Source organism: Foetidibacter luteolus (assembly GCF_009650435.1).
Classification (GTDB): Bacteria; Bacteroidota; Bacteroidia; order Chitinophagales; family Chitinophagaceae; genus Foetidibacter; species Foetidibacter luteolus.
On record NZ_VVIP01000017.1, the window covers coordinates 1 to 21,877 of the forward strand.

A 21,877-nucleotide genomic window follows, 5' to 3' on the forward strand; every position below is an offset into this window, starting at 1 on the left:
TTTTTATCATCTATAAAAGCGATACCCCTGCCTTTTTCTACCCGGATGCCGGCCTGCGCCATTGTCTTTGTAAAGTCTTCCATGTCCTTTGCTTTCAGGAGTTGTTCCTAGAGCTTCTTTGATGCGCTCCTTCCCAATCAATTCAAGGGAGATCTTAGTCCGTTTCTTACCAACAGGGTTGTCATGGATGGTAAACGTTACAATTTTACACTCGCCAGGTTGATTGACCATTGTTTTGTAAGCCCATTTGATCTAAGTGACCCAACGGTAGCTATTCTTTGCAAGGACGGCGATAATTTTTAATATCCGGCCCTCCAACCTGCAAATAGCTTCCAGGAAAGAAAAGCAGCCAAGGGTTATTGAAAGAAACCGTTTCCGGAGCCCATTGTTGGATTTGACCAGGGAAGCCAAAAAGAAGGCTACAGGCGGTCATCAAAAAAAAGAGCAAGCCGGTGACCCAATATGCAAAGGATGGAAGGAAACTTAAGACCTTTCCCAGTATGGCCGCTGCTGAGCGGTCAAGAGGTGTATTCGCTACTTCAATAGGCAACCAGGCGGCGGGAATTGTAAGACCGCAGGAGAATTCATCTGGCGATGGGAGTAATAAGACGACTTTGACAGTTAATGCTGAAGCTGGTACAATAGGAGATTTATATGAGCAATTGCCTAAAATACTTATGAAGGCTTTTAGTGATAGTAACGAGGATTGATTAACAGTATGTGTAAAATTTACTTTCAGGTCAAGGTTGATCGGTTTTTCAATCCATTCATAGGTTATCATATAACTACCCGATAGTTTAGATCCAAGATAATCTTTCGTCCTTTGTCCTCCCTGCTATGCATCACCTATATGCAGCAGTAATTCTTAACCTTGCTTCATTGATGGACGGCTGTGTTTATAGACTATAAGCACTATACCTCAAATAAAATTGGTCTATCTTTATATGAACATATTAACCGGAGTAAGGTAGGGTATGGAAAGTCACTATGAAGGTATTTGATAGACTAAAAAATAGACTAAAAAGAAAAGGCCACTGATTTACAGTGGCCTATGACTTATTCTGTGATCCCGCTGGGACTCGAACCCAGGACCCTAACATTAAAAGTGTTATGCTCTACCAACTGAGCTACGGAATCATCCCGTTTTTTTGTTTTGGGAGTGCAAAAATAGGAGAATTTGATTGCCAGCCAAATTTTTATTCAAATGATTTTTTTACCTCTTTTATCAATTTGTTTTTCAGTCATATAATAACGGCGTTAACTGTTACTTTTGCAAATTAATTACACGTTGTATGTATAATGTAAAAGACAAGGTGGTGGTTGTTACGGGCGGGTCTGAAGGCATAGGCAAGGCTTTGGTTGACGTGTTGTTGCAAAAGGGCGCCAAAGTTGCCACCTGTGGGCGGGATTATGATAAGCTTTACGTTCTTCAAACCCAATATCCGGGTAAACCGCTGTTAATTTATGCCGCCGACGTAAGCCGGCAAATAGATTGCGAGAATTTTATTAACGAAACCATTAAGCTATACGGTACTATTGACATACTTGTTAACAATGCCGGCCTATCTATGCGTGCCCTTTTCAGCGAAACTGAACTGGAAACATTAAAGCGCCTGATGGATGTGAACTTCTGGGGTGCTGTTTATTGCACAAAGTTTGCTTTGCCCTACATACTTAAACAAAAAGGCCAGTTGGTAAGTGTATCTTCCGTTGCGGGTTACCGCGGCTTGCCGGGACGTACGGGTTACAGCGCTTCCAAACATGCGCTAAACGGATGGATGGAAGCACTGCGTACAGAATTGCTTTATAGCGGTGTTAATGTTATGTGGGTATGCCCCGGTTTTACCAGCAGTAACATACGCAACGCGGCGCTTAACAAGAATGCTGAGCCGCAGGGCGAATCCCCATTGAATGAAAAGCAACTGATGAGTGCGGAAGAATGCGCCGCCCACATTATGGAAGCCATTGAAAAACGCAAACGTACCATTGTATTAACCACACAGGGAAAAGAAACCGTTTACCTCAACAAAATTTTGCCTGCGCTGGCGGATAAGCTGGTGTACAGGTTCTTTTATAAAAAAGGCCAACTGGTAAACTAATATACCTTTGCGAATTTCATTACTGCATGCCCATTATAACGCTTTCCACAGATATAGGTAACAACGATTATATAACAGGCGCCATCAAGGGCCAGTTGCTTTCGGCTATGCCGTCCGTAACCATTGCCGATATTACACATAATCTTTCCTCCGATAATTTTTTGCAGGCGGCCTACATCTGTTCCAATGCGGCTAAATATTATCCCGAGGGTACCGTTCACTTTATCGTGGCCAACCTGTTTCAACAGGCGCCTGCACGCTTGCTGGTAACCCTTTTCAACGGACAGTATTTTATTTGTGCGGATAATGGCCTGCTTACTATGATTACAAGGGTAAAACCCCAACACGTATATGCCATACCTGTTAACGCGGCATCGTCGCTGCATGTGCTGCAATGCACACAGGCGGTGGCAAAAGTTTTACCGGCATTGTTCCAGCATGGCGTAGATGCGCTTGGCAGTCCGGTTACAAATTTGGTAGAAAAGTATCCGCTGCGCTCTACAGCTACGGCTAACCAACTGGAAAGCCAGATTATCTTTATTGACAATTTTGAGAACGTTGTTATCAACATTACCCGGGACGAGTTTGAAGAATACCGCAAAGGCCGCGCCTTTAAAATTTACCTTACCCGTAACGAGATGATTGATACCATCAGCCAATGTTATGCATCTGTGCCGCAAGGCAACACGCTGGCATGGTTTAATGCGGCAGGTTATCTTGAACTGGCCATTAACAAAGGTAACCTGGCCGGCTTCTTCGGGCTGCAGGGTTTCTCTGAAAAAACGCAGCACGCCGCCGCTATTCAGAATAAATTATTGTACCAGGTTGTAAGAATATATTTTGAATAAGAACTTTCTTTGGCCGCCGTCGACAGTACTGCTATGAGGCTTCGTTGAGCAATCTTGCGTGACGAAGCAGCAAGATTGGAACACTTGTACTGCAACAATTCTATTCCTCAATTGCCGTAGTAGCCTCCCCCGGGCAAAGACAAGTACCCTGTACACTATTCCTCAACACCGCTCCGTATTATTCATCTACTACAGAAATGAGCACCGCGTTTAATATACATTTTTAGTATTAGGTAGAATAAGCACCTTGAACAACCTGTGTTCCGGCGGAACACTTTGTTCTACCCACAATATATCCCTGCTGCATATAATACAGCTTTACGCTTGTTCTGCCTTATCCAATACGTTTTATTCCGTATCAGTAGCTGAACGTAAAACTATCATGGCTCATAATCAAACGGCAGTGTAGTGGCAATCTTTTCACTCCAGCCCCAATAGCCTGATGTCATTACCTCTACCGGGTTGTAATAACTGCCATTGCTTTGTATGCTTACGGGGTTGCCGTTTACCAACACAATGGTGGAAGTAACATAAGGATCTTTTCTTCTGCCAAGCTTACCTACATAATATTCCGGGGCCTCCTGTTTGGATGGATAGGTAACCAGCAGGTGGTCTTTAAAATAAAGGCCTGCAGTAATGCTGTCTTCAGCGTAAGCAATACTATCTGCTTCTACCAGTTGCGGGTGAAGAACAGTCTTCACATCTTCCTGCCGCATAATTTTTTCGTAATAGCGTAAAGAATCCTTGCTGGTAAAATGATCAATATCGTTGGTTACAGATTTGTTGCCATCCGCATCGGTAACAATGCGTACATAATAGTCGTAAATTCCTTTTACCCGCTGTTTTTCTTTGTTTACAATCTTCTCCAGCCTGCGCATCTCAAAACCATTTTCAGGCACCTTATTGCGGTATATGGCACGCATAAAATGCATTACGGAACCTGTGTAAACATCCTTCCTGTTCTTTTCCCATTTTTTACGGCGGCTTGCACTGCCTTCCATCTCTATAAACAGCGGGTACCCAACATATAGCAGGTAATGGCTTTTAAAATCGTAAGAAAATTCAACCATCTCATATTTTAGCTCATAACCCAGTGCTTTGTTCTCAATAATGAGCGGCTCCATGGCATGTGCTGTAAGGTAATTTTTTGAGGATGAGTAACGGAATTTAATGGTCTTGTAGTTTTTAATTTTGCATTGCCTTGCATAAGCAGATTCACCAATAAAACTTTCGAGGAAAAAGCCGCCCCATTTTTGCCAGCCATCTTTTTCATAGCTGCTAACTACTACATCCTGCAGTTCGTTGGCTTTGGGCTGAAGTTGCACCAGCAGTTGTTTCTGCGGGGCGGTAATATGTACTACAAAAGTTTCATATCCAATAACGGATACCACAAGGTCAAACTCACCCGGCGGCAGTTTGCTGAAGGAAAAGCTGCCGTCATTGGCCGACACCGTTCCATAACCTGTATTGCTGATGAATACACTTGCGCCTGCTATAACTTTTTGTGTTTCTTTATCCAGCACTTTGCCGGTAAGCGCCTGTGCCGGTGCAGCGCAGCATACCAGGCAAAACAATGCACTATAAATTATTCTTTGGCAATGCATGCGCAATATTAAGTCATTATAACTAAATAGTTAGTTGTATGATTGGTGAATATTTTGATTTCGTGTTTATGGCTATTCACTTTAACCAGGCTGCAAAAGCAGCAGCGTGTTGCACTTTCGGGTGAGGGATTGCAGCGGTTACCCCGGTGAGGCCATCGCAGCAAAGCCTTGTGCCGGAGTAATAGCGGAAAGCCCGGCCCGAGGTACGAGGGACACCCCCTGATATCCTTAATTTTTAGTTGATACAATACGCAACAAAATGCGGGAGCTATGTTACTTTATAATGTAGGCCTTATTAATGTAATCCAGCAGCGGGTATTTTTCCTTGAAGTATTTGTTCCATTCCGGTATACTGTCTCCTGCTTTTGCCATGGGCTCTTCCTGATAACCGTTATAAAACTGCTGCACCACGTTCATGCCCCTTGTTACCACCGCTATAACGGGAAAGCCCTTGGTATCGTTATAAAAAATGGTATCCAGCCGCGGGTTGCTTTTAAGGTTAATGTAAATATCGTTGCTGCGGCTATCCTTTCCGGAACGGGCAAACGCCACCGTGCCGGAGTCGTTGCTGTGCATAACAGGCTCGTCGGTAATTTTATATTTTGCCCATTGGCTGTTTACCAGCGTATCGTTATTGGTGCCAAACTGCGCCACAAAATTTGGGATAACCCTGTAAATGGCTATGTTGTTGTAAGAGCCGCTTTTAATAAGCTGGTACAGCCTGTCAACCGCCTGCGGCGACCAATTGCGGTGTGCCTCAATCTCAAAATTTCCTTTGGTGGTTTCAAACCTCGCCTTAAAATTAGCAGGCGCTGATAACATGGTATACCGTGGTTTAAAAACCTTGTGGCTGCAGGCCGCCGCTAACAGACAAGCAAAGCAGAGTATGCGTATATTTTTGTTCATGCAGTGTATTAATAGTTGTGTTTATTAAGGTTTTTAAATGCACGCAGCACCAGCCTGTTTTTAATAAATGAAGGTATTATTCTGCCTGCGTAATAAGACATCTTGTTAACAGCGCCGGGTATAATTACATGCCTGCCTTTTAGCATTTGAGTGATAGCCTGCCTGGCCACATCCTCAGGCTGAAGAATAGATTTACGGGCTATACCTTTAAGGCTGGCATTACTGGCCCGCACATTGGCGTTGGTATCTACACCGCCGGGGCACAGCACGCTTACATGAATGCCTGCCTGTTTTAACTCAAGCGCCAGCGACATGGAGAAGGTATATACAAACGCCTTACTGGCGGCATATACAGCTTTATGGGGCATGGCAAAAAAACCGCCCAGGCTGCCCGTGTTTAAAATATAAGCAGGCTTATGTTGCTGCAAATCGTTAATAAAATAACGGGTAAGCAGGCAGGTGGTGGTGATGTTCAACTGGATTTGTGTTTGATAAAATGCAGCAGATGTTTTTTCGAAGGCGCCTTTTGAACCGAGGCCAACATTATTGATGAGCATGTTTACCTGGTAGCCGTTTTGTTTGCATCGGTTGTACAATGCTTCTGCAGAGCCAGGCAGCGATAAATCAACCGGCAGGGCATGGCAGTTAACCCTGTAATTGCTGCTGATGAAGTTGTGGGTGTCATCCAGTTCTTCACCGGGCAACGCGGCCAGCAAAACATGCATGCCCCGTGCGGCGCATTCTATGGCCAGCGCTTTTCCTATGCCGCTGCTTGAGCCTGTAACTAAAGTATAATACAATGTGCTTGTTTAGCTAATGAACAATTTGGTTGTTATTGTTGCTGTTGCCTTATCCAGTCAACAGTTTTTTGCAACCCTTCTTTCAGGGGTATGTAAGTGTATCCTAATTCCTGCTGCGCTTTTTCGCAGCTAAGGCTCCAGTTGTATAAATATTTCTTGATCCATTTAGGTGTAAGCAATGGCGGTTTGCCGGTTAGTTTGGTACGCAGCATCATGGCGTTGCCGGCAATAAGCATGGCCCAAACAGGCATGTTGATGAGTTTTCTTTTGGCGCCGGTAACCTGGGCAAGTGTGTCAAAAAATTCCTGGTAAGAAGCGTTAACACCGGAGAGGATATAACGTTCGCCGCTTCTGCCTTTTTCCATAGCCAGTACATGGCCATTAACTATATCGTCAATATAAACATAGCTGCCGCGTTTGGTACCATCGCCGGGCATTATTTTCCATTTACCGCTCATGTACAGTTTGGTAAGTTTGGTCAGGGCATTACTTTCTGTTTCAATACCCGGCCCATAAATACGGGGTGGGTTTACAGTTACAATGTGCATGCCGTGCTTGTGAACATAATCAAGGCATAAAGCTTCTGCCTGTGTTTTGGTGTCTTCATATTCATTCAGCACATCGCCTATACGTGGGTCATCTTCCTTTACAGGCCTGTTGCCGGATGGCCCTAACACGCCGGCTGTAGAAGTAAACACAACTTTACTTACCTTATGGGTAAGCGCTGCATCCAGCACATGTTTGGTGCCCTCTACATTTAACTTGTAATAAGTTGAAACATCTTTGGCCCAAACCCGGGCATAAGCAGCCAGGTGATAAGCCTGTTGGCAGCCGGTGATGGCTTTTGCAACACTGGCTGCATCGGTAATATCGCCGGTAAACAAAATGATGTTAGGGTGGTTAAGCGTTATTGCTTTTTGCGGGGAGCGTACCAGCGCATGCACCGTATGCCCTTCGCCTGCAAGCCGCAATGCCAGGTTATTACCAATATAACCGGTAGCGCCTGTAATAAAAATCTTCATTCAGAAAGTTTGGCCGTGAATATCGGAAAGTTTGGGAAAGTAGGGGTGAAAATGTGGGGAATATGGATATTATTGCACTAAAGGTTTACCCATATCGTCAAGGTAACAACCAGCGTCTCCATTCAGGCCGGTTCTTTAAGTATTCATGAAAATGCTGCCGGAAATCATAAAATTCATCAGCCATGGGCAGCGAATGATTCTTAGCGTAATTACTATATTCCTGGCTATCCGAAAAAGTTGTAAAGGTCTTATTTTCCAGATTGTACACTATGAAATCATATTTTTCTTTTTCCGCGTGGTCGTCTGAAATTTCAGCGCATAGAATATTACCGGATATCTTGTAATTATCAATAGCAAACTCTGTTTGGGTCGGCAATGCACTATTATCACTTGGAGAGAAGTATGTCATTTCAAAGTCTTCGTTCTGGATGTACTCACCATAACCGATAGGTATCTGGGAATGGCCTCCGATGCCAGTATTTTGCCAATAGGAGAATGAGTATATAAACAGCCCAACCGATATGACCAGATGAGTGAACAACCAAAAGCGAAGCTTTTTGTTAACTATGCTTTTTACCCAGTGCCAGGTTGTTGTTTTGGATAATATAAGGAGGGTTACTAAAACAATTGTAGCGTAAATACTGGAAAGTAAAAAGATGTTTCTGATAATTAGTAAAAGTTCAAGCCCGAACATTCAATAGGAGGATTAAATTTACTCAATATCCGCCACGGTTTTGTTTTCCAGTATAGCCAGGTTGGCGTCTCTTACCTGGCACATAACGCGGTGAAGGCCACAGTTCTTTTCATCGCAGTTTTTACATCGTTCATAAAAGTGCAGGCTAACACAGGGCAACAGGGCTATTGGCCCGTCAATAAGCCGCAGTACTTCTGCCAGGTACACTTTTGATGGGTCTTTGGCAAAAAAATAGCCACCGCCTTTGCCCTTTTTACTATCCAGTATACCGGCTTTTCTAAGCTCAAGTAAAATATTCTCCAGGAACTTTAAAGGGATTTTTTTCTTTTTTGATATTTCCGCTATCAATACGGGCCCTTCCTCTTTTTTCTGGGCAAGGTACATTAACGCTTTAAACGCATATTGAGTTTTCTTCGAAAGCATCCGGCAAAATTAGTGCGTAAATATGCGAAAAATTATCTGTTTTACGTTATCAATACCATAAAGCGTTAATTTCATATTTTACCAAAAGCTCATCTATGAAAAAACCGATTAAACCGGTGCTGTGCACCGTTTTGCTTACTGCGTTGTTATCAGCAGGCCAGCTAAAAGCCCAAAGGCTGGTATTCATCTTCGGGCACCTTACCTATAATACGCCCGTTCAAAGTAATCTTAAAGACAATTATAGATTCGGCGCCGGCGCCGAGGCCGGTGTTGGTATTGGCCGCGGACAAACATTTTTAACCGCTACTACCGGCTATACAAAATTTAACTCCAAAAGCGGCTCTGGTGTTGGCAATTTTGGTTATGTACCTGTAAAGCTGGGGCTAAGACAATACGTGGTTGGCAAACTTTTGTTTTTAAACGCCAATGCGGGTATGGCTGTTATTAAACCAAAAGATGCGGACAATATGTCCCGCTTTACTGCTGATGTAGGTGTGGGTGCTCAACTGCTGGGTCTTGACCTTAGTATTAACTACGATGGTTTTGCAGCTAAAGACCCTTCAGGCTGGGCATCGTGGATTGCATTTAAAGCCGGCTTCAGGTTTGGGCTGTAAGTGTTTCGTATCGTACATAGAACATAAAGAAGTACCTGGTACATCGTTGCTTATTCCCCAGCCGGGCCCACAATTGTTTTTTTTCTTTAGAAAGAAGGCATTCCTGTTTTTTGGTGATGGGTGGCCCCTCTCTACAGACAATCTGCCACTGGCAAAACCCATCGTGCGACCCACGCCAACCCGAAAAGTTTAAGCAAGAAAGATGGGCAGAAGTATGCGGAAGACTGCGAAACAGGTACCTGCAATTGCTTCGATAGAGTTGAAGCATTAAAAAACCCTTGCCGCTTATGCTTGCCACATTGCGCTAACTTTCTTTACTTTTAGCGCTCATTTTAAATCAGCATCTCATGCAGAAAAGAAAGCTTCTCTATGTGTACGCCGCCATTGCTTTAAGCACCGCTTATGCATGTTCCGGCAACAACAACACCTCCGCCCAGGCCGATTCCACAGCTTCAACAGCGGCTGCGGATACAACCGGTCTGCCCCCTGTAGAAACCAATGAGCCTAACAGTAAATACCAACCGGCTTTTAAAGGACAAACAAGAATAGCCGGGGCAAAAACCACCACGGCTTACAAAGTTGATAAGATTGCTGAAAAACTTGGCAACCCCTGGGCTGTCATTCCCTTAACGGATGGCAGGCTGCTCATCACAGATAAATCAGGCTTTATGCAGGTAGCGGACGCCGATGGAAAAAACCTCAAAAAAATTACGGGTTTTCCAAAGGTGGAAGATGCCGGCCAGGGCGGTATGCTGGATGTAGCGCTTGACCCGGCTTTCGATAACAATAAAATCATCTACTGGTCTTTCTCCGAAAAATATGAGTCAGGCAATCTTACCGCCGTGGCTAAAGGAAAGCTTGACGAAGCTAAAGGCGTTATTGAAAACCCAACGGTTATTTTCCGCGCCACACCGGCCATCAACAGCAACCTGCACTTTGGTTCAAGGTTAATTTTCGATAAGGATGGCAACCTGTTTGTAAGCACGGGCGAAAGGTCAATACCCGAAGGCAGGGCAAAAGCGCAGTTGCTGGAAACCGGCCAGGGCAAAATATTCAAGATAACTACGGACGGCAAACCCGCTTCCAATGCTTTCAGCAGCAAGCCAGGCGCCATGCCGGGCCTGGTAGCTTACGGTTTGCGCAACCCACAGGGGCTCGATATCAACCCTGCTACCGGCGATTTGTGGGAGGTTGAGTTTGGCCCACGTGGCGGCGATGAAGTTAACATCATCCGCGCCGGCAACAACTATGGCTGGCCTGTTATCACCTACGGCATAGAGTATAGCGGAGAGCCTATTGGCGAAGCCAAACAGCAGAAGGAGGGCATGGAACAACCCATCTATTACTGGGATCCCGTTATCTCACCCAGCGGCATTAGTTTCTATAAGGGCAACGCCATACCTGAATGGGAAAATAACCTGTTTATTGGCGGCCTCAGCAGCATGCACATAGCAAGGTTGGTTATCAAAGACAACAAAGTTGTTGGCGAAGAAAGGTTGCTGGCAGACAAAAAGGAAAGGTTTAGGGATATAGCCTACAGCAACGGTATGCTCTACGCCGTAACAGATGGCGGAAGCCTTTACCGCATCAGTAAAAATTAGTTGCATTAACGGCATAACAAGGTTCAACTGGCCAAAAGCTTGTGCAAGCTTTTGGCCAGTTGTTGTTTTAGATACCAGCGACAGTTTTTCATAGCATCTTCGTTGCGTCGCAATCCGTTCATCGTTCAGTTCATTGGGCGGCTTTTCAGACCCGGGTAAAGCACTTAATGTTGCTTTGACAAAAAGGTTGCGAATGCAGCACTTACGGGGCAATAATATAAGTGCTCCCCCATTGGAAAATTTCGAGCTAATTAACATAAACATTCTAAATTAGCTTATCCTGAAAAACACATGCCTCAGAAAGCTGACCGACTTTTACATATAGCGCTTGTTCTGGCGGTTGTTTTGCATGGCTCTGCCCTGCTATACAATCTTGACAAAACCTACGATGCTTTTGTACATATATTCTTTGCCGACCATTATGCCCGAACATGGTTTGAGCCATGGGAATACCGTTGGTACACCGGTTTTCCGGTTAACAGCTACCCGCCATTAAGCCACCAGTTAATTGCGTTGCTTTCGTTTGTAGGCGGCCTGAAGTTTGGTTTTATTACTGTAATACTTTGCGGCCTTTGTTTTTTTGTTGTGGGCATCTATCGCTTTGCCCAGCTATGGGTGCCCAAGCGCTCTGCCGGGTATGCTGCTTTGTTTGCGGTTGCAGCTTCCTCTATCGTACAAACCATTCACATTTACGGACAGTTGCCAACCATCATCGGCATTTCTTGCCTGACCAATGCCTTGCCTGAAGTGTATAGCTATTTCCGCAACCGCAAGAAAAAACATCTTGTTACAGCGCTCTCCATATTGGGTGTTACGGTAGCGTCTCATCACGTAACCACAGTTTTTGGCATTGTATTTTTTATTGCACCGGTTATCGCGACTGCCTTGTTGGATGAAGCAGGGTGGGAAGGCAATTTTTTTAAAGTGGCATGGTCTGTTGTGCGTGCTGCATTTAAAAAGTTCTGGCAGTTATTTTGGTTTTTCTCGATACTGATAGCAGAAATGGTTCTGATTATCTTTCCCTATTGGTACTGGTCTAAAACAGACCCAATTACCCAGGTGCCGATACCGCACGGTTCAAGGGATTCTTTTATTGAAGTTTTGTCATCTGGCCTGATGTTCTTTTTAATACCCATGGGTTTTACACTTTTAATGCTGCCTTATGTTTTCAAAAGTCTTTATACCAGGCGTAATATTTTCCTGGCCTTATCTTTTTCCCTGATGCTGTTGCTGGGCACGGGGGGAACAACCCCCCTGCCAAAGATGATTTTAGGCAATAACGCTTTTAATATACTTACACTTGACCGTTTTACTTTTTGGGCATCGGTAATGGCTATACCCTTTATCGGAGATTTTTTCAGAAGGTTGATTGAAGGTGATATAAGAGAGCGGCTGATAAGGCGATACAATAAAAAAGTTTACAATGCGGTAGCCGGGTTGATGATTGGTGTGGTAGCTTTTCAGGCATTGTTCGTCATCAATTTTCACAAATTTCGCTCTCTGCAGCCCCAACCAATAGATGTTAAACCCATACTTAGCTTTCTTGAACGCGACCAGCATGAGCGGTGGCGCTTTATGACGCTGGGCTTTGGAGACCAGATGGCCTGGCTTTCAGCACAAACTACAGCGCTTTCTATAGACGGTAATTATCACTCTGCCAGGCGTGTACCTGAAATGACAAGCCAACCGTTGGAAAGATTGGAAAACTCAAAATTCAAAGGCATACAGGGTGTAGGCTCGTTACAACAGTTTCTAACCATACCTGAAAAATACTATCTAAAGTTTATTTTCTCTAATGATAAATTTTACGATCCTATTCTGTATTTCGCCGGTTGGGAAAGGGTGCAGCGGCTGGAGAACGGTATTATGGTATGGCAAAAACATGATATCCCCCCATTGCCTTCTGTATTGCCTAAAAAAGAAATGCCCGGCTACCAGAAAAAAATGTGGGGAATATTGCCTGTTGCGGCATTCTGCAACATGGTGCTTGTGCTTTTTTGGTTCAGGCGGCATTATTTTTATTTTCATTTTAAAGAAATAGTGTCCTCCTCATTTAATCCCTCAACGGGCAACCGCTGGCTTTTTGGATGGATGGGGTTGGTACTGCTGATTGCGGGTAGCTTTTGGATAAAGGCGGCATTTACTTCTTACCAAAAAAATCCTGAAACGCTTATTAAGGCTTATTACAACGCACTGGATTTTAAATATTTTAAGGAAGCATATAGTTACTTCCCTGCCGGCAGCATAGCATTTGATGACTACGTGCTGCAATTGTCTGTAAGAGATGGTTTACTCGCCTCCTATGGAAAGCTTGACTCCATCGCCATTAAAATACTCGATAAAAAGCCGGGAAAAATGACGGCCATGGTTCGAACTGACTGGGTAACACCATTGGAGCGCTATCATTTTGAAACGGAACATGAACTGGTAAAAAAGGGTGACAACTGGTTTATACAGCCGCCCGTATTTAGCCATGCTACAGCACCCGATGAACACATGGAAAAAGCGGTGCTCGCCTTACACAGCCAGGGAAAACGTACAATAACCACTGCCGCCACCGAACACGATGACGTGCTTGACAGGCCGGCACTACGGATACTGTCTTCTAAGCTGGTGCAAAAAGACAGTCAGTATGTGGTTGTTGGGGAAATACAAAATGTGGACGAGCTGCCAGCCCATATAACTATTGAAGCTGAGCTTTATGATAATATGGGCCGCAAGCTGGTTGCCTATAATGCAAAGTATGCCACCATTCACAAAGTATTACCCAAAGAAGCCGTGCCATTCAGGATTGAATTTGAAGAAACCGCATGGGTAAAAAATGACGACAGCAGCCCATTAAAATTTAACCCGGCGGAGTTTACAGCTTACGGCTTTACGCAACTGCCCGCCAGCTTTAAGGTACTGGCCCGGGCTGTTGTGGCAGATAAGGACATGTACCGCGACGCCGGTGTGCAGCAGGTACGCATTAGCAACAGCAAAATAAGTGGCGAAGTATATAACCAGGGTACGGATGAAATAAGCGTACCTCAGGTACTGTTTACCTATTATGACAAAGACATGTCTGTACGATGGGTTGACTACCTGTTTCTGCGTGATGGCATACGCCAGCAGGCCAGGGAAGGTTTTGAAGCCAGCATCCCCCACCTGGATAGATTAGTGCTGATAAGTAACGCCACTGAAAAAGATTTTTATGTAAACGGGCTGCCTCAAAGCAGTATCGAATACAATTATGACTTAAGCAGGCGGCCGGAGTTAATCCCGGTAACAGGCACTGTATTTTATACAAGGCTGTTGGTAAATTCATACATTGGAAACCCAACTATCTACTGATGCCCGCGATGAAACAGCATATCTTACTGTTCCTGGCATCTGCAATGCTTGTCTCTTGCGGAACCAATAAAATGCCGCCCAACAGGCAGGTTGCGGCAACGGGAGAGCTGCAGGCCCCGGATTCCGTGGTGGCTGGCAGCCATACAAGCGTTACAGCCTTTTTTTCGAACATTCCAAACGGTGAAACCGTGTACATTATACAGAATGGAAGCTGGGGCACTACAGTAACGGAATATGTTACCGGGCAAAATAAAAAGATAATCATTAACGATACCCTTTCCGGCACGGTAACCATCCGGGCCTTTTACAAAGAATGTTTTCTGTTGCAGAAACAAATAGTGGTAACGCCATTGCCGGCAGCAGGTTTGCCGGATACCTATCTCGGTTCAAAATCGGTAATTGCAGATGGCCGGGACTGGGCGATGATAACCGCCGTACCTACTGATAAGTATGGCAACCTTATAAAAGAAAACAGCACAACGGATATTGAGTTGCTGCGGCCCGGTGAAGGCAGGGAGCACCACCTTGCGCAAACACGTTACGGCATTGCTTCTTACAAAATCACCGCTGGTACCAAAGCAGGTAAAACATTCGCAGGTATCAGCATCAATGGCGTAAGCAGTAAAGAAAAAGAACTGGTTGAAACCGCAGGTTTTCCGGCATCGTTCTCAATAACTGCTGAAAGAAAAAGTATTTATGCGGATGCCCGTCAAAATTTCACCATAAAAACAGATGTGCTGAAAGACCGTTTTGGCAACATTGCACCGGAAGGAACGAATGTTTTATTTAATTGCACCGATGCGGATGGAACAATAAGGCAGCTGAACAGTTATACATTAGGTGGCATAGCCAGTATAAGCTTGCAGAACCCGGCCGCGGCAGGTTACATAACAGTAAGGGCCTCGGTAACAGGTGGTGCCGAAAGCAATTCCTTAAGTATTTTTTTCACTGGTGCTTTTCAACAGGTAATAGCAATATTCGATGATAACCGTAAGAGAATAACAGTAGGCCCCCTACGCGGCAAATTGCAACAACTGGTACCTAATGGCACCGTTGTATCCGCCCTCGTAAACGGGAAAACAATAATAAAAAGTGAAACCATTGGCGGTTATGCTGATATAGACGTCAGCGGTTTGCCAAAGGGAAAACATAAAGCAATAATTACGCTGTTCAACACCAACCAAACCGTTGAATTCAGCATACGATAATGGTAAAAAAACGCATCAAATACTATAGGGGCTGGTTTGCCGTTACCTCAGTTTTTTGCCTGGTGCTGCTAACGGGTATTTTCGCTAAGTTTTGGTTTTACTTTAACAGCGGCGCAGACCGCTCCACTGCGCTTAACGTGCCGCCAACTTTACCAGAATCGCATGTGCCTTCCGTTACATGGCTGCCCGATGACAGCGTAACGGGCAGAAAAATGGAAGACTTTAACCGGCAGCAGATTATGAAAGATTATATACGCTGCTGGTACCAACTGCACCTGAGTTACCTGAATGGTACAGCAACAGGTCTTAAGGACTATTTTACCCCATCGGCACTGCCTAAAGCCTTACAAACAGTTCAGTCTGTAAGCAACACCATGCAACTTCATGAAACGGATTTGAAGCATAACATACAACTTCATTTTTATTCTGCGGATGGCCAGATTGTTTCCTTTACAGACAAACAATTGCTTCTTAAACAGCGCCTCTATAAAAAAGACGGAAGTGAAAAGATTTTCTCTGGCGAGATAACCGCCGATTACGATGTGGTAATGCTTCTTGAAGACGGTTACTGGAGAATAAAAAACATCCTAAAAAAAGAACCTTCGCCACTGCCGCCAACTGATACAGTTGACATTAATAAAGCAGGGCTTGTGCAGGTCAAAGGAAAGCAGTTCTATTGCAACGATACTTTATTTTTCCCCAAAGGCATTAACTATTACCCGCAAAAAACGCCCTGGTCTTTGTTTTGGTCCCGCTACGACAGCCTTGTTATCCGCAAAGACTTTGCCCTGGTTAAATCCCTTGGGTTTAACAGTCTTCGTGTGTTTGTTAACTTTCATGATTTCAACAAGGGTAATGTGCCTCCTGAAAGGCTGGCCCAACTGGGTAACCTGCTTGACAATGCTGCAAGGGTGCAGCTTAAAGTGATTGTTACCCTGTTTGATTTTGCAGGTGATTACAGGCTGCTTAACCTAACGGCTACAGACCGTCAGCTTGAAACCATTTTGAAAGCTTTCAGGCGCCACCCCGCAGTGCTTGCGTGGGATATTAAAAACGAACCCGACCTCGACTTTAAGCACCATGATAAGGAAGATGTTACCGAATGGCTTACGTGGACTTTAAAGCGGGCACGTGCTTATGACCCTAATCACCTGATAACAATTGGTTGGGCCTTTCCCGAAAATGCAGACTTCCTAAGCCACTCTCTTGATTTTGTGTCGTTTCACTCTTACAAAGAACCTGCGGAATTGGCAACAAACATAGACTCACTGCAGCAAAGAGTAAACAATAAGCCCCTTGTACTGGAAGAATTCGGCATGTCAACATATCGTGGCTTATGGTCACCTGCCGGTAATAACGAAGAAGACCAGGCAGCTTATTTTACCAAGGTTAAGCAAGTGCTTCATCAAAAAGGGGATATTCCTTTATTTGTATGGACACTCTATGATTTTAAAGAAGTGCCCGCTAACGTAACGGGGAGTATGCCATGGAGAAGAAACCCACAAAAGAATTTTGGTATTGTAACCGTTGATGGCAGGGTAAAGCCAGGAGCAAAAGAATTATAACTCTTAAAAATCTTTATGGCAAGGTGCCATTCTTCATTCACAGGCAATGCAGGGGTGGCTGTTTCTGCCATCATGCAAACCAATTAGTTAACCAATAAGCTAAAAAAGCCGCCGGCCACAAAAAAATGTTGATACGGCCTTAAGCTTTATTTATTCAGTATCCTTAAAAAATGCAGGTAGTACCAGTCAATAATATCGCCCATTGGTAACGATACTGCTGCGTAGTAATTTTTTTCCCCCAGTTCACAACGGTAAGCGTCATCTTCAACTACCCTTTGTATAGCAACCGCAAGGCTTTCTGCGTTTTCAGTTTCAAACAGTTCACCGGCGTAACCTTCCTCACGCATTAGTTCGCCCAGGTCGCCCAGGTCGGGCATAATAACAGCCTTGCCATAACTGCCGGCCTGGTGCAATACGCCTGAACTGCCGGTAGTACTGGTGTAAGGAAAAACAACAACTGCGCTGTCATTAAAAATCTTCGGCACATCTTCTTCCTCAACATAACCTGTAAAATGCAGGTTGTTTACATGTGCGTACTGGCGTTTCACTTCATTCAAATACCCCTTTCGGTTGGGGCTGTCCGTTCCGGCAATCACTATCTCCAGTGGCATATCGCTTTTTTTGCGCACAAGTTCTACCGCGTCAATTACTACCTCAACTTTCTTGTAAGTGCCAAACTTACCAAAAGTCATTACTTTTTTTGGCCCGGCAGGCAGGGCAAGGTTCGGCTGTGGCGGCACTTCAAAGCTGCCATGCGGAATAAGCGCAACATTGCCTGTTTTATATTTACGCTCCAGGGTTTCCACAAATTTGGGAATTGTTACCGCCACCATATCAGCTTTTAATACAAAGCGTGTAAGCGTAGAACCAACAAAGCGGTAAATACTTGCCAGCAAACGGTTCGATGTAATACCTGCTCCTTTAAGGTCAACCTCTTCCATAATATTATGCAGCAGAACCACCGATTTAAAGCCCAGCATTTTTACAAAAAACGGCGCCAGCAAACCAAGCGCTGCCGGAATTTTTTTATCGCCAAAAGATAAAAACTGTATGTTAAACAACACAACATCAGGTTTTGCCGATTGCACTTCCTTTAGTAGCCGCCAGGTATTTAGCCAGCTATTAAATTTCCAGGATTTCTTCACCGTAACCGGGCAGCCTGTATTTTTTATATCGTATGATAACCCATCCGGTAATTCATCGGTTAAAAGCGTCACTTCGCTAATATTGTCGTTTTGCTGTAAATGTTTCAGCAAATAAAAACCGTATTCATTCAGTGTGCCTCTGCCGGGCGGATGAGCAGAAACCAAGGCTACTTTTAATTTGGGGTTCATACTGGATATCAGTTTTTTTGTTTTAAATTTTGGTTGCCGGCGTCAGGAACTTTATGGAGGCATCGTTGCAAACATGGTTTTGTTATTATTTGGTCTTTCAGTGAAAGAACAAATAATAATCACTACGTTCATCGTCCGGTTTTTCATGGCAGCATTTAAGCGGGTATTAGCCCACCTTAACTAATATTTCTTCGCCAGTATCCACTTTACTTTAATACCTGTTTCCTGGTAAGTATAACCTACAACAGACGAAGTGGCACTGTTACTGTATAACGTGTATGCCAGCGCTTCAACATTGGTAGCCGGGCGGTATCCTGCCGCTATGGTAAAGCGGTAAGTTGACTGGCCGCCTTCCTGCTCAATGCGCTGTGTGCCTGCCGCGCCCAGCAATTGGTATAATATTTTTTGCCTGGGTACCTGTAGGTTCTCCACTAATCCAAAAAGCTCGTAACCGCTAAATTTTGACGGGCTGAAATAAACTTGCGGCACCTGCTTTTTAAAGCCCATACTGCTGTAATTAAAACCAAACTTTACCACTGGCGCTGCCATAACATTGTAGTATAAGGACGCGAATAGAAGATTGCGGCTATTGCCGTCGGAATAGACTGTATGATAATACTGAGAATATAATCCAAGCTTTATGTCAGTATTCAGGTTGTAGGTAGCTATCATGTGTTTAAGCTTAAGGTTATTGTCAATCAAACCGGCAGTAAAATTTTCTACATTGGTCTGATATCTCAATTCCAGCGACTGATTTTTGGTAAGTTTAAATTCAGAAGCCACATCTGCCAGTAAATGATTATGGTTATCTGTTAAGCCTTTTAATACAGCATTGCTCAATGTGCCGCTTATTAACCAGTAAGGCTTAAAACGCCACCGCAATGAAAGTCCAAAGCTTTCGCTGTGTGCATAGCTTTTGTCTGCAGCGCTTTTTGCCTCCCGCCTTTTATATTCCGCAGTCAGCCTTACGTTGGTAATCAAATCAGTTGAACCGGCCACCTGGTAGTTCCTGGATGAGTTTCCGCCTTTATCGCTGCTGTAAAAGTCATGAGTTGAAAAAGCGGGTGCATGCCGCAGGGACAGTCTTGATAAAAAATCCTTTGCATCTTTTTGATTGGGGTAATAATCCAGTGTCTTAAGCACGTATTTTTTCGATTCATCATCTAACTCCTGGGCAAATAAGGCATCAGCACAGCCCAAGTTACCATCAAAGGAAGATGGCTGTTCGGCCAGCGCCTGCTTAAACAACCCCGCGGAACGGCCATACTCTTTGTTCCAGGTAAGCAGGCCTGCCCTTTTCAATAGTACGTCGTTACTTTCCGGAAATTGCCGCTGAAGGGAATCGAGTTCAGCAAATGCCTGTTTAAATTTCTCATTCCACCCAAGAGCGGTTATTCTGCCAAGTCTTGCCTTTAGGTATTTTTCAGGTTGCGTAACTGTACTGGCAATAGCTTTGTCTGCATAAACCAGTGCCAGTTTTTTGTTCTTCCTCAAAAAAGATATATAAGAAAGATTAAGGTAAACCTCTGTTTGCCCTTTGGTAATCTCCAGCAAATCGTTGTTTATTTTCTGCGCCTCCTCAAACTGTTCCAGCATTATCTTCAACTGGGCCTTTGCGAACAGCGCTTCCCTGTCGTTATTAAAAGTATGCAGCACATCTTCCAGCAAAATGGCCGCCTTCATGTATTGCTGATTTTTGGCATAACTATCAGCAAGTCCCAGCCGGGCGTACTTACCGCTTATTAAGGCATTGGTATTCCCCGGCTGAATGTTAAGTGCTTTATCTATGTACTCAAGCCCCTTGGCATAATCATGCAGGGAGCATAAAGCGTTTGCATACCCCAGGTTTGCCGCAAAGTCCGTCGGTTTCTCCAGCAGCAATCTTTCATACCATGTTTTGGCTAAAGCATACTCTTTGCCCCACATAAGTGCTTCGGCAGCATTTAGCGATATTTCGAAATCACCGGGATATTTTTCCAACAGGTTTTCAAAAACCTTCTTTGCCTGCGGCACCTGCCCCGATAAGCCTATTGCCCTTCCATAACACAATAATGCTGTTCGGTTGGCTGAGTCTTGTGTATCAAGGTATTTCCTGAAAAATAAGGCGGCATCATCAAACTTTCCGTTTTCCAGCATCTTAAAGCCCGGCTTTAGCTCATCCTGCGCACGGCTATACAATACGGTAGTGATACAAAATAAAAACAGTACAAGGTGTTTCATGGATGATTGGTTTTAGCAAGGTTTAGTGTTAAACAGCATTTGAAGGTTTGGGTAATGCCGCACAAGTTCTGTGAAGCAAAAACTGGTAGGTCATCATAACGGTAAGCATTCCTGCCATCAGCGTAATTTGTATGCTGATGACCTGTTGAAAGCTTGCATGATAAAAACTGATAAGAAGTATCTGCAAAAAGCCTCCGCCTATCATCAGCCATGCAGGCAGGTTGCGGTTAAGCGATAAATGATAATAAACAAACACATTGGCACAGGCGAATAACGCTGTTGCCAGTGCATATTGCCAAAGTAGCGGTGCAATAGACAGGTATTCAGCGCCAAAAAGAATGTTTACTGCCCATACCGGAAACAAATAACTGGCTGCAACAATAACCCCGGCCATCCCGGCCACCGCCGCTAAACCTGCCGCAAAATACCTGCTATGCGGTTTGCCTTCTTTCTCCAACCTGATAACTGCGGGAAATAACATCGTAACCACTGTCCATGTGCCAAAGTAAACAATGCGCCCCATTAAAGCCAGGGCTGCATAAAGCCCCGCATCCTGCGGTGAAAAAAAATGTTTTACAAGTACAGTATCGCTGTTGTTTATCAATATCTGGCTGCATTCATACACCAATATCATTAAAAGAAAACGGGAAATTTTTTTTGTATCCGGCAGGATTTCTTTTTTACTGATTCCATCAAATTTCACCCTGGAAACAAACAGTGTAACCAGAAAAGACAATGTAATACCCCAGGCCACGCCGTTAATACCAAATCCCAGCCAAACCAGCAGCACACTAATCACCAGTCTTGCCCACATTTCAGCCTGGTAAGTAAGTGCAAAACGGCTGTATTTAGTTTGCCCCTGCAAAATGCCCCTGTTAACGCTCATTAGCAGGTAAAGCGGCATGCCTGCGCCAAAAATCATGAAAGGCAAAAAAGAGACTGTTTGAAAAAAATCTTTCCAGAAAAAGGAGAGGCCTGCTAAAAGAATAGCCAACGCCAGGCCTGCTTTCAAGGCAAGGTCCCGTAACCATCGCGAAAGCTGAGGCAACAGGTACGGTTTGTTATCCCCAATATATTCAGCAGCATATTTGGCGCCCGTAAGCTGAAATGCAAGTGCCCAGAATGATAGCATTAGCATTAGTGTTACCAGGAGGCTTACTTCAGAAAAATCAGCCGGGCCAAGCCACCTGCCAAGCAGCAGGTTAATGGCATAGTTGCCAAGATTAACCACCAAGGTGCTTATAAAGAGCATTGCCCCTTCTTTAGCCAGGTAATTGCCAGCTTTCCTGTTCATGATAACTGCACGAATTTTATTGTCAGTAAAAGATCAAATCTTGTAATATGCAGCATCCTCGCCAATTGCCCTTCCCTATGCAATCTTATTTCCATTTTACCGCCCACATCCCTTAGTTTCTTATAAGTAAGGGCAAGAGCGTTTACGCCAGCGATATCAGCATCGCATACACTTGTTAAATCCACGATAAGACAATGATTTCCTTTGTCTATCATGCCCGCCAACGCCTGTTTTACCTCAAGCGCTTTTCTTCCGGAAAGGTTGCCTTTAAAACTAAAGTGGCATGTAGCTGCAGTTTGCATATTAGAATCA

At 44.3% G+C, this 21,877-nt stretch carries 18 protein-coding genes and 1 tRNA gene; 7 read left to right on the forward strand and 12 right to left on the reverse strand.

Annotation, left to right across the window (positions count from 1 at the left end):
• Positions 1 to 271 precede the first annotated feature (271 nt).
• The gene (locus F0364_RS05285; protein WP_153796723.1) at positions 272 to 781 is read right to left on the reverse strand and encodes a hypothetical protein; all 510 of its coding nucleotides are present in this window, start codon (positions 779 to 781) and stop codon (positions 272 to 274) included.
• Between the two features lie 283 nt (positions 782 to 1,064).
• Positions 1,065 to 1,137: transfer RNA gene (locus tag F0364_RS05290), tRNA-Lys, on the reverse strand.
• Between the two features lie 155 nt (positions 1,138 to 1,292).
• On the opposite strand from F0364_RS05290, the gene F0364_RS05295 reads away from it, so the two are divergent.
• Entirely contained in the window at positions 1,293 to 2,099 is an 807-nt protein-coding gene (locus tag F0364_RS05295; protein WP_153796724.1) for an SDR family oxidoreductase, read from the forward strand.
• A gap of 26 nt (positions 2,100 to 2,125) precedes the next feature.
• The gene (locus tag F0364_RS05300; protein ID WP_153796725.1) at positions 2,126 to 2,947 is read left to right on the forward strand and encodes an SAM hydrolase/SAM-dependent halogenase family protein; all 822 of its coding nucleotides are present in this window, start codon (positions 2,126 to 2,128) and stop codon (positions 2,945 to 2,947) included.
• A 380-nt stretch (positions 2,948 to 3,327) separates the two neighbouring features.
• Here F0364_RS05300 and F0364_RS05305 read toward each other — a convergent pair whose 3' ends face one another.
• From F0364_RS05305 to F0364_RS05330, 6 genes are all read right to left on the reverse strand, one after another.
• Positions 3,328 to 4,551 carry a carboxypeptidase-like regulatory domain-containing protein gene (locus tag F0364_RS05305; protein ID WP_153796726.1) on the reverse strand — a complete coding sequence of 408 codons (1,224 nt, stop codon included), beginning with the start codon at positions 4,549 to 4,551 and terminating at the stop codon, positions 3,328 to 3,330.
• 273 nt (positions 4,552 to 4,824) lie between these two features.
• Positions 4,825 to 5,373: a peptidylprolyl isomerase gene (locus F0364_RS05310; RefSeq protein WP_207632526.1), complete on the reverse strand. Its 549-nt coding sequence runs from the start codon at positions 5,371 to 5,373 to the stop codon at positions 4,825 to 4,827.
• Positions 5,374 to 5,465: 92 nt separating this feature from the next.
• Complete coding sequence (locus F0364_RS05315) at positions 5,466 to 6,257, reverse strand: SDR family NAD(P)-dependent oxidoreductase (protein WP_153796728.1); 792 nt, start codon at positions 6,255 to 6,257, stop codon at positions 5,466 to 5,468.
• A 32-nt stretch (positions 6,258 to 6,289) separates the two neighbouring features.
• On the reverse strand, positions 6,290 to 7,279 hold the full coding sequence (locus F0364_RS05320; protein ID WP_153796729.1) for an SDR family oxidoreductase: 990 nt from the start codon (positions 7,277 to 7,279) through the stop codon (positions 6,290 to 6,292).
• Between the two features lie 97 nt (positions 7,280 to 7,376).
• Positions 7,377 to 7,973 carry a hypothetical protein gene (locus tag F0364_RS05325; protein ID WP_153796730.1) on the reverse strand — a complete coding sequence of 199 codons (597 nt, stop codon included), beginning with the start codon at positions 7,971 to 7,973 and terminating at the stop codon, positions 7,377 to 7,379.
• An 18-nt stretch (positions 7,974 to 7,991) separates the two neighbouring features.
• Entirely contained in the window at positions 7,992 to 8,396 is a 405-nt protein-coding gene (locus F0364_RS05330; RefSeq protein ID WP_153796731.1) for an RrF2 family transcriptional regulator, read from the reverse strand.
• Positions 8,397 to 8,491: 95 nt separating this feature from the next.
• On the opposite strand from F0364_RS05330, the gene F0364_RS05335 reads away from it, so the two are divergent.
• The 5 genes from F0364_RS05335 to F0364_RS05355 all read left to right on the forward strand — a co-directional run bounded on the left by F0364_RS05335 (position 8,492) and on the right by F0364_RS05355 (position 16,717).
• On the forward strand, positions 8,492 to 9,010 hold the full coding sequence (locus F0364_RS05335) for a hypothetical protein (RefSeq protein WP_153796732.1): 519 nt from the start codon (positions 8,492 to 8,494) through the stop codon (positions 9,008 to 9,010).
• Between the two features lie 347 nt (positions 9,011 to 9,357).
• Positions 9,358 to 10,611, forward strand: coding sequence for a PQQ-dependent sugar dehydrogenase (locus F0364_RS05340; protein ID WP_153796733.1), 1,254 nt, complete (start codon positions 9,358 to 9,360; stop codon positions 10,609 to 10,611).
• 291 nt (positions 10,612 to 10,902) lie between these two features.
• Positions 10,903 to 13,944, forward strand: a complete 3,042-nt coding sequence (locus F0364_RS05345; protein WP_153796734.1) for a putative glycosyltransferase family protein — start codon at positions 10,903 to 10,905, stop codon at positions 13,942 to 13,944.
• Between the two features lie 8 nt (positions 13,945 to 13,952).
• Entirely contained in the window at positions 13,953 to 15,152 is a 1,200-nt protein-coding gene (locus F0364_RS05350; protein ID WP_153796735.1) for a hypothetical protein, read from the forward strand.
• Positions 15,152 to 16,717, forward strand: a complete 1,566-nt coding sequence (locus F0364_RS05355; protein WP_153796736.1) for a cellulase family glycosylhydrolase — start codon at positions 15,152 to 15,154, stop codon at positions 16,715 to 16,717. The genes F0364_RS05350 and F0364_RS05355 overlap by 1 nt, the downstream gene beginning before the upstream one ends.
• 146 nt (positions 16,718 to 16,863) lie before the next feature.
• Here F0364_RS05355 and F0364_RS05360 read toward each other — a convergent pair whose 3' ends face one another.
• The 4 genes from F0364_RS05360 to F0364_RS05375 form a co-directional block, all read right to left on the reverse strand.
• Complete coding sequence (locus F0364_RS05360) at positions 16,864 to 18,051, reverse strand: glycosyltransferase (protein WP_153796737.1); 1,188 nt, start codon at positions 18,049 to 18,051, stop codon at positions 16,864 to 16,866.
• 180 nt (positions 18,052 to 18,231) lie between these two features.
• Positions 18,232 to 20,271: a tetratricopeptide repeat protein gene (locus tag F0364_RS05365; protein ID WP_153796738.1), complete on the reverse strand. Its 2,040-nt coding sequence runs from the start codon at positions 20,269 to 20,271 to the stop codon at positions 18,232 to 18,234.
• Between the two features lie 28 nt (positions 20,272 to 20,299).
• Positions 20,300 to 21,565 carry an oligosaccharide flippase family protein gene (locus tag F0364_RS05370; protein ID WP_153796739.1) on the reverse strand — a complete coding sequence of 422 codons (1,266 nt, stop codon included), beginning with the start codon at positions 21,563 to 21,565 and terminating at the stop codon, positions 20,300 to 20,302.
• Positions 21,562 to 21,867: an STAS domain-containing protein gene (locus F0364_RS05375; RefSeq protein WP_153796740.1), complete on the reverse strand. Its 306-nt coding sequence runs from the start codon at positions 21,865 to 21,867 to the stop codon at positions 21,562 to 21,564. Before F0364_RS05375 ends, F0364_RS05370 begins: the two co-directional genes overlap by 4 nt.
• Positions 21,868 to 21,877: the final 10 nt, after the last annotated feature.

Excerpts from the sequence above, each read along its gene's own strand:
- F0364_RS05285 (WP_153796723.1), bottom strand. The coding sequence starts at position 781 with ATGATAACCTATGAATGGATTGAAAAACCGATCAACCTTGACCTGAAA.
- F0364_RS05295 (WP_153796724.1), top strand. The coding sequence starts at position 1,293 with ATGTATAATGTAAAAGACAAGGTGGTGGTTGTTACGGGCGGGTCTGAA.
- F0364_RS05300 (WP_153796725.1), top strand. The coding sequence starts at position 2,126 with ATGCCCATTATAACGCTTTCCACAGATATAGGTAACAACGATTATATA.
- F0364_RS05305 (WP_153796726.1), bottom strand. The coding sequence starts at position 4,551 with ATGCATTGCCAAAGAATAATTTATAGTGCATTGTTTTGCCTGGTATGC.
- F0364_RS05310 (WP_207632526.1), bottom strand. The coding sequence starts at position 5,373 with ATGTTATCAGCGCCTGCTAATTTTAAGGCGAGGTTTGAAACCACCAAA.
- F0364_RS05320 (WP_153796729.1), bottom strand. The coding sequence starts at position 7,279 with ATGAAGATTTTTATTACAGGCGCTACCGGTTATATTGGTAATAACCTG.
- F0364_RS05325 (WP_153796730.1), bottom strand. The coding sequence starts at position 7,973 with ATGTTCGGGCTTGAACTTTTACTAATTATCAGAAACATCTTTTTACTT.
- F0364_RS05330 (WP_153796731.1), bottom strand. The coding sequence starts at position 8,396 with ATGCTTTCGAAGAAAACTCAATATGCGTTTAAAGCGTTAATGTACCTT.
- F0364_RS05335 (WP_153796732.1), top strand. The coding sequence starts at position 8,492 with ATGAAAAAACCGATTAAACCGGTGCTGTGCACCGTTTTGCTTACTGCG.
- F0364_RS05340 (WP_153796733.1), top strand. The coding sequence starts at position 9,358 with ATGCAGAAAAGAAAGCTTCTCTATGTGTACGCCGCCATTGCTTTAAGC.
- F0364_RS05345 (WP_153796734.1), top strand. The coding sequence starts at position 10,903 with ATGCCTCAGAAAGCTGACCGACTTTTACATATAGCGCTTGTTCTGGCG.
- F0364_RS05350 (WP_153796735.1), top strand. The coding sequence starts at position 13,953 with ATGAAACAGCATATCTTACTGTTCCTGGCATCTGCAATGCTTGTCTCT.
- F0364_RS05355 (WP_153796736.1), top strand. The coding sequence starts at position 15,152 with ATGGTAAAAAAACGCATCAAATACTATAGGGGCTGGTTTGCCGTTACC.
- F0364_RS05360 (WP_153796737.1), bottom strand. The coding sequence starts at position 18,051 with ATGAACCCCAAATTAAAAGTAGCCTTGGTTTCTGCTCATCCGCCCGGC.
- F0364_RS05365 (WP_153796738.1), bottom strand. The coding sequence starts at position 20,271 with ATGAAACACCTTGTACTGTTTTTATTTTGTATCACTACCGTATTGTAT.
- F0364_RS05370 (WP_153796739.1), bottom strand. The coding sequence starts at position 21,565 with ATGAACAGGAAAGCTGGCAATTACCTGGCTAAAGAAGGGGCAATGCTC.
- F0364_RS05375 (WP_153796740.1), bottom strand. The coding sequence starts at position 21,867 with ATGCAAACTGCAGCTACATGCCACTTTAGTTTTAAAGGCAACCTTTCC.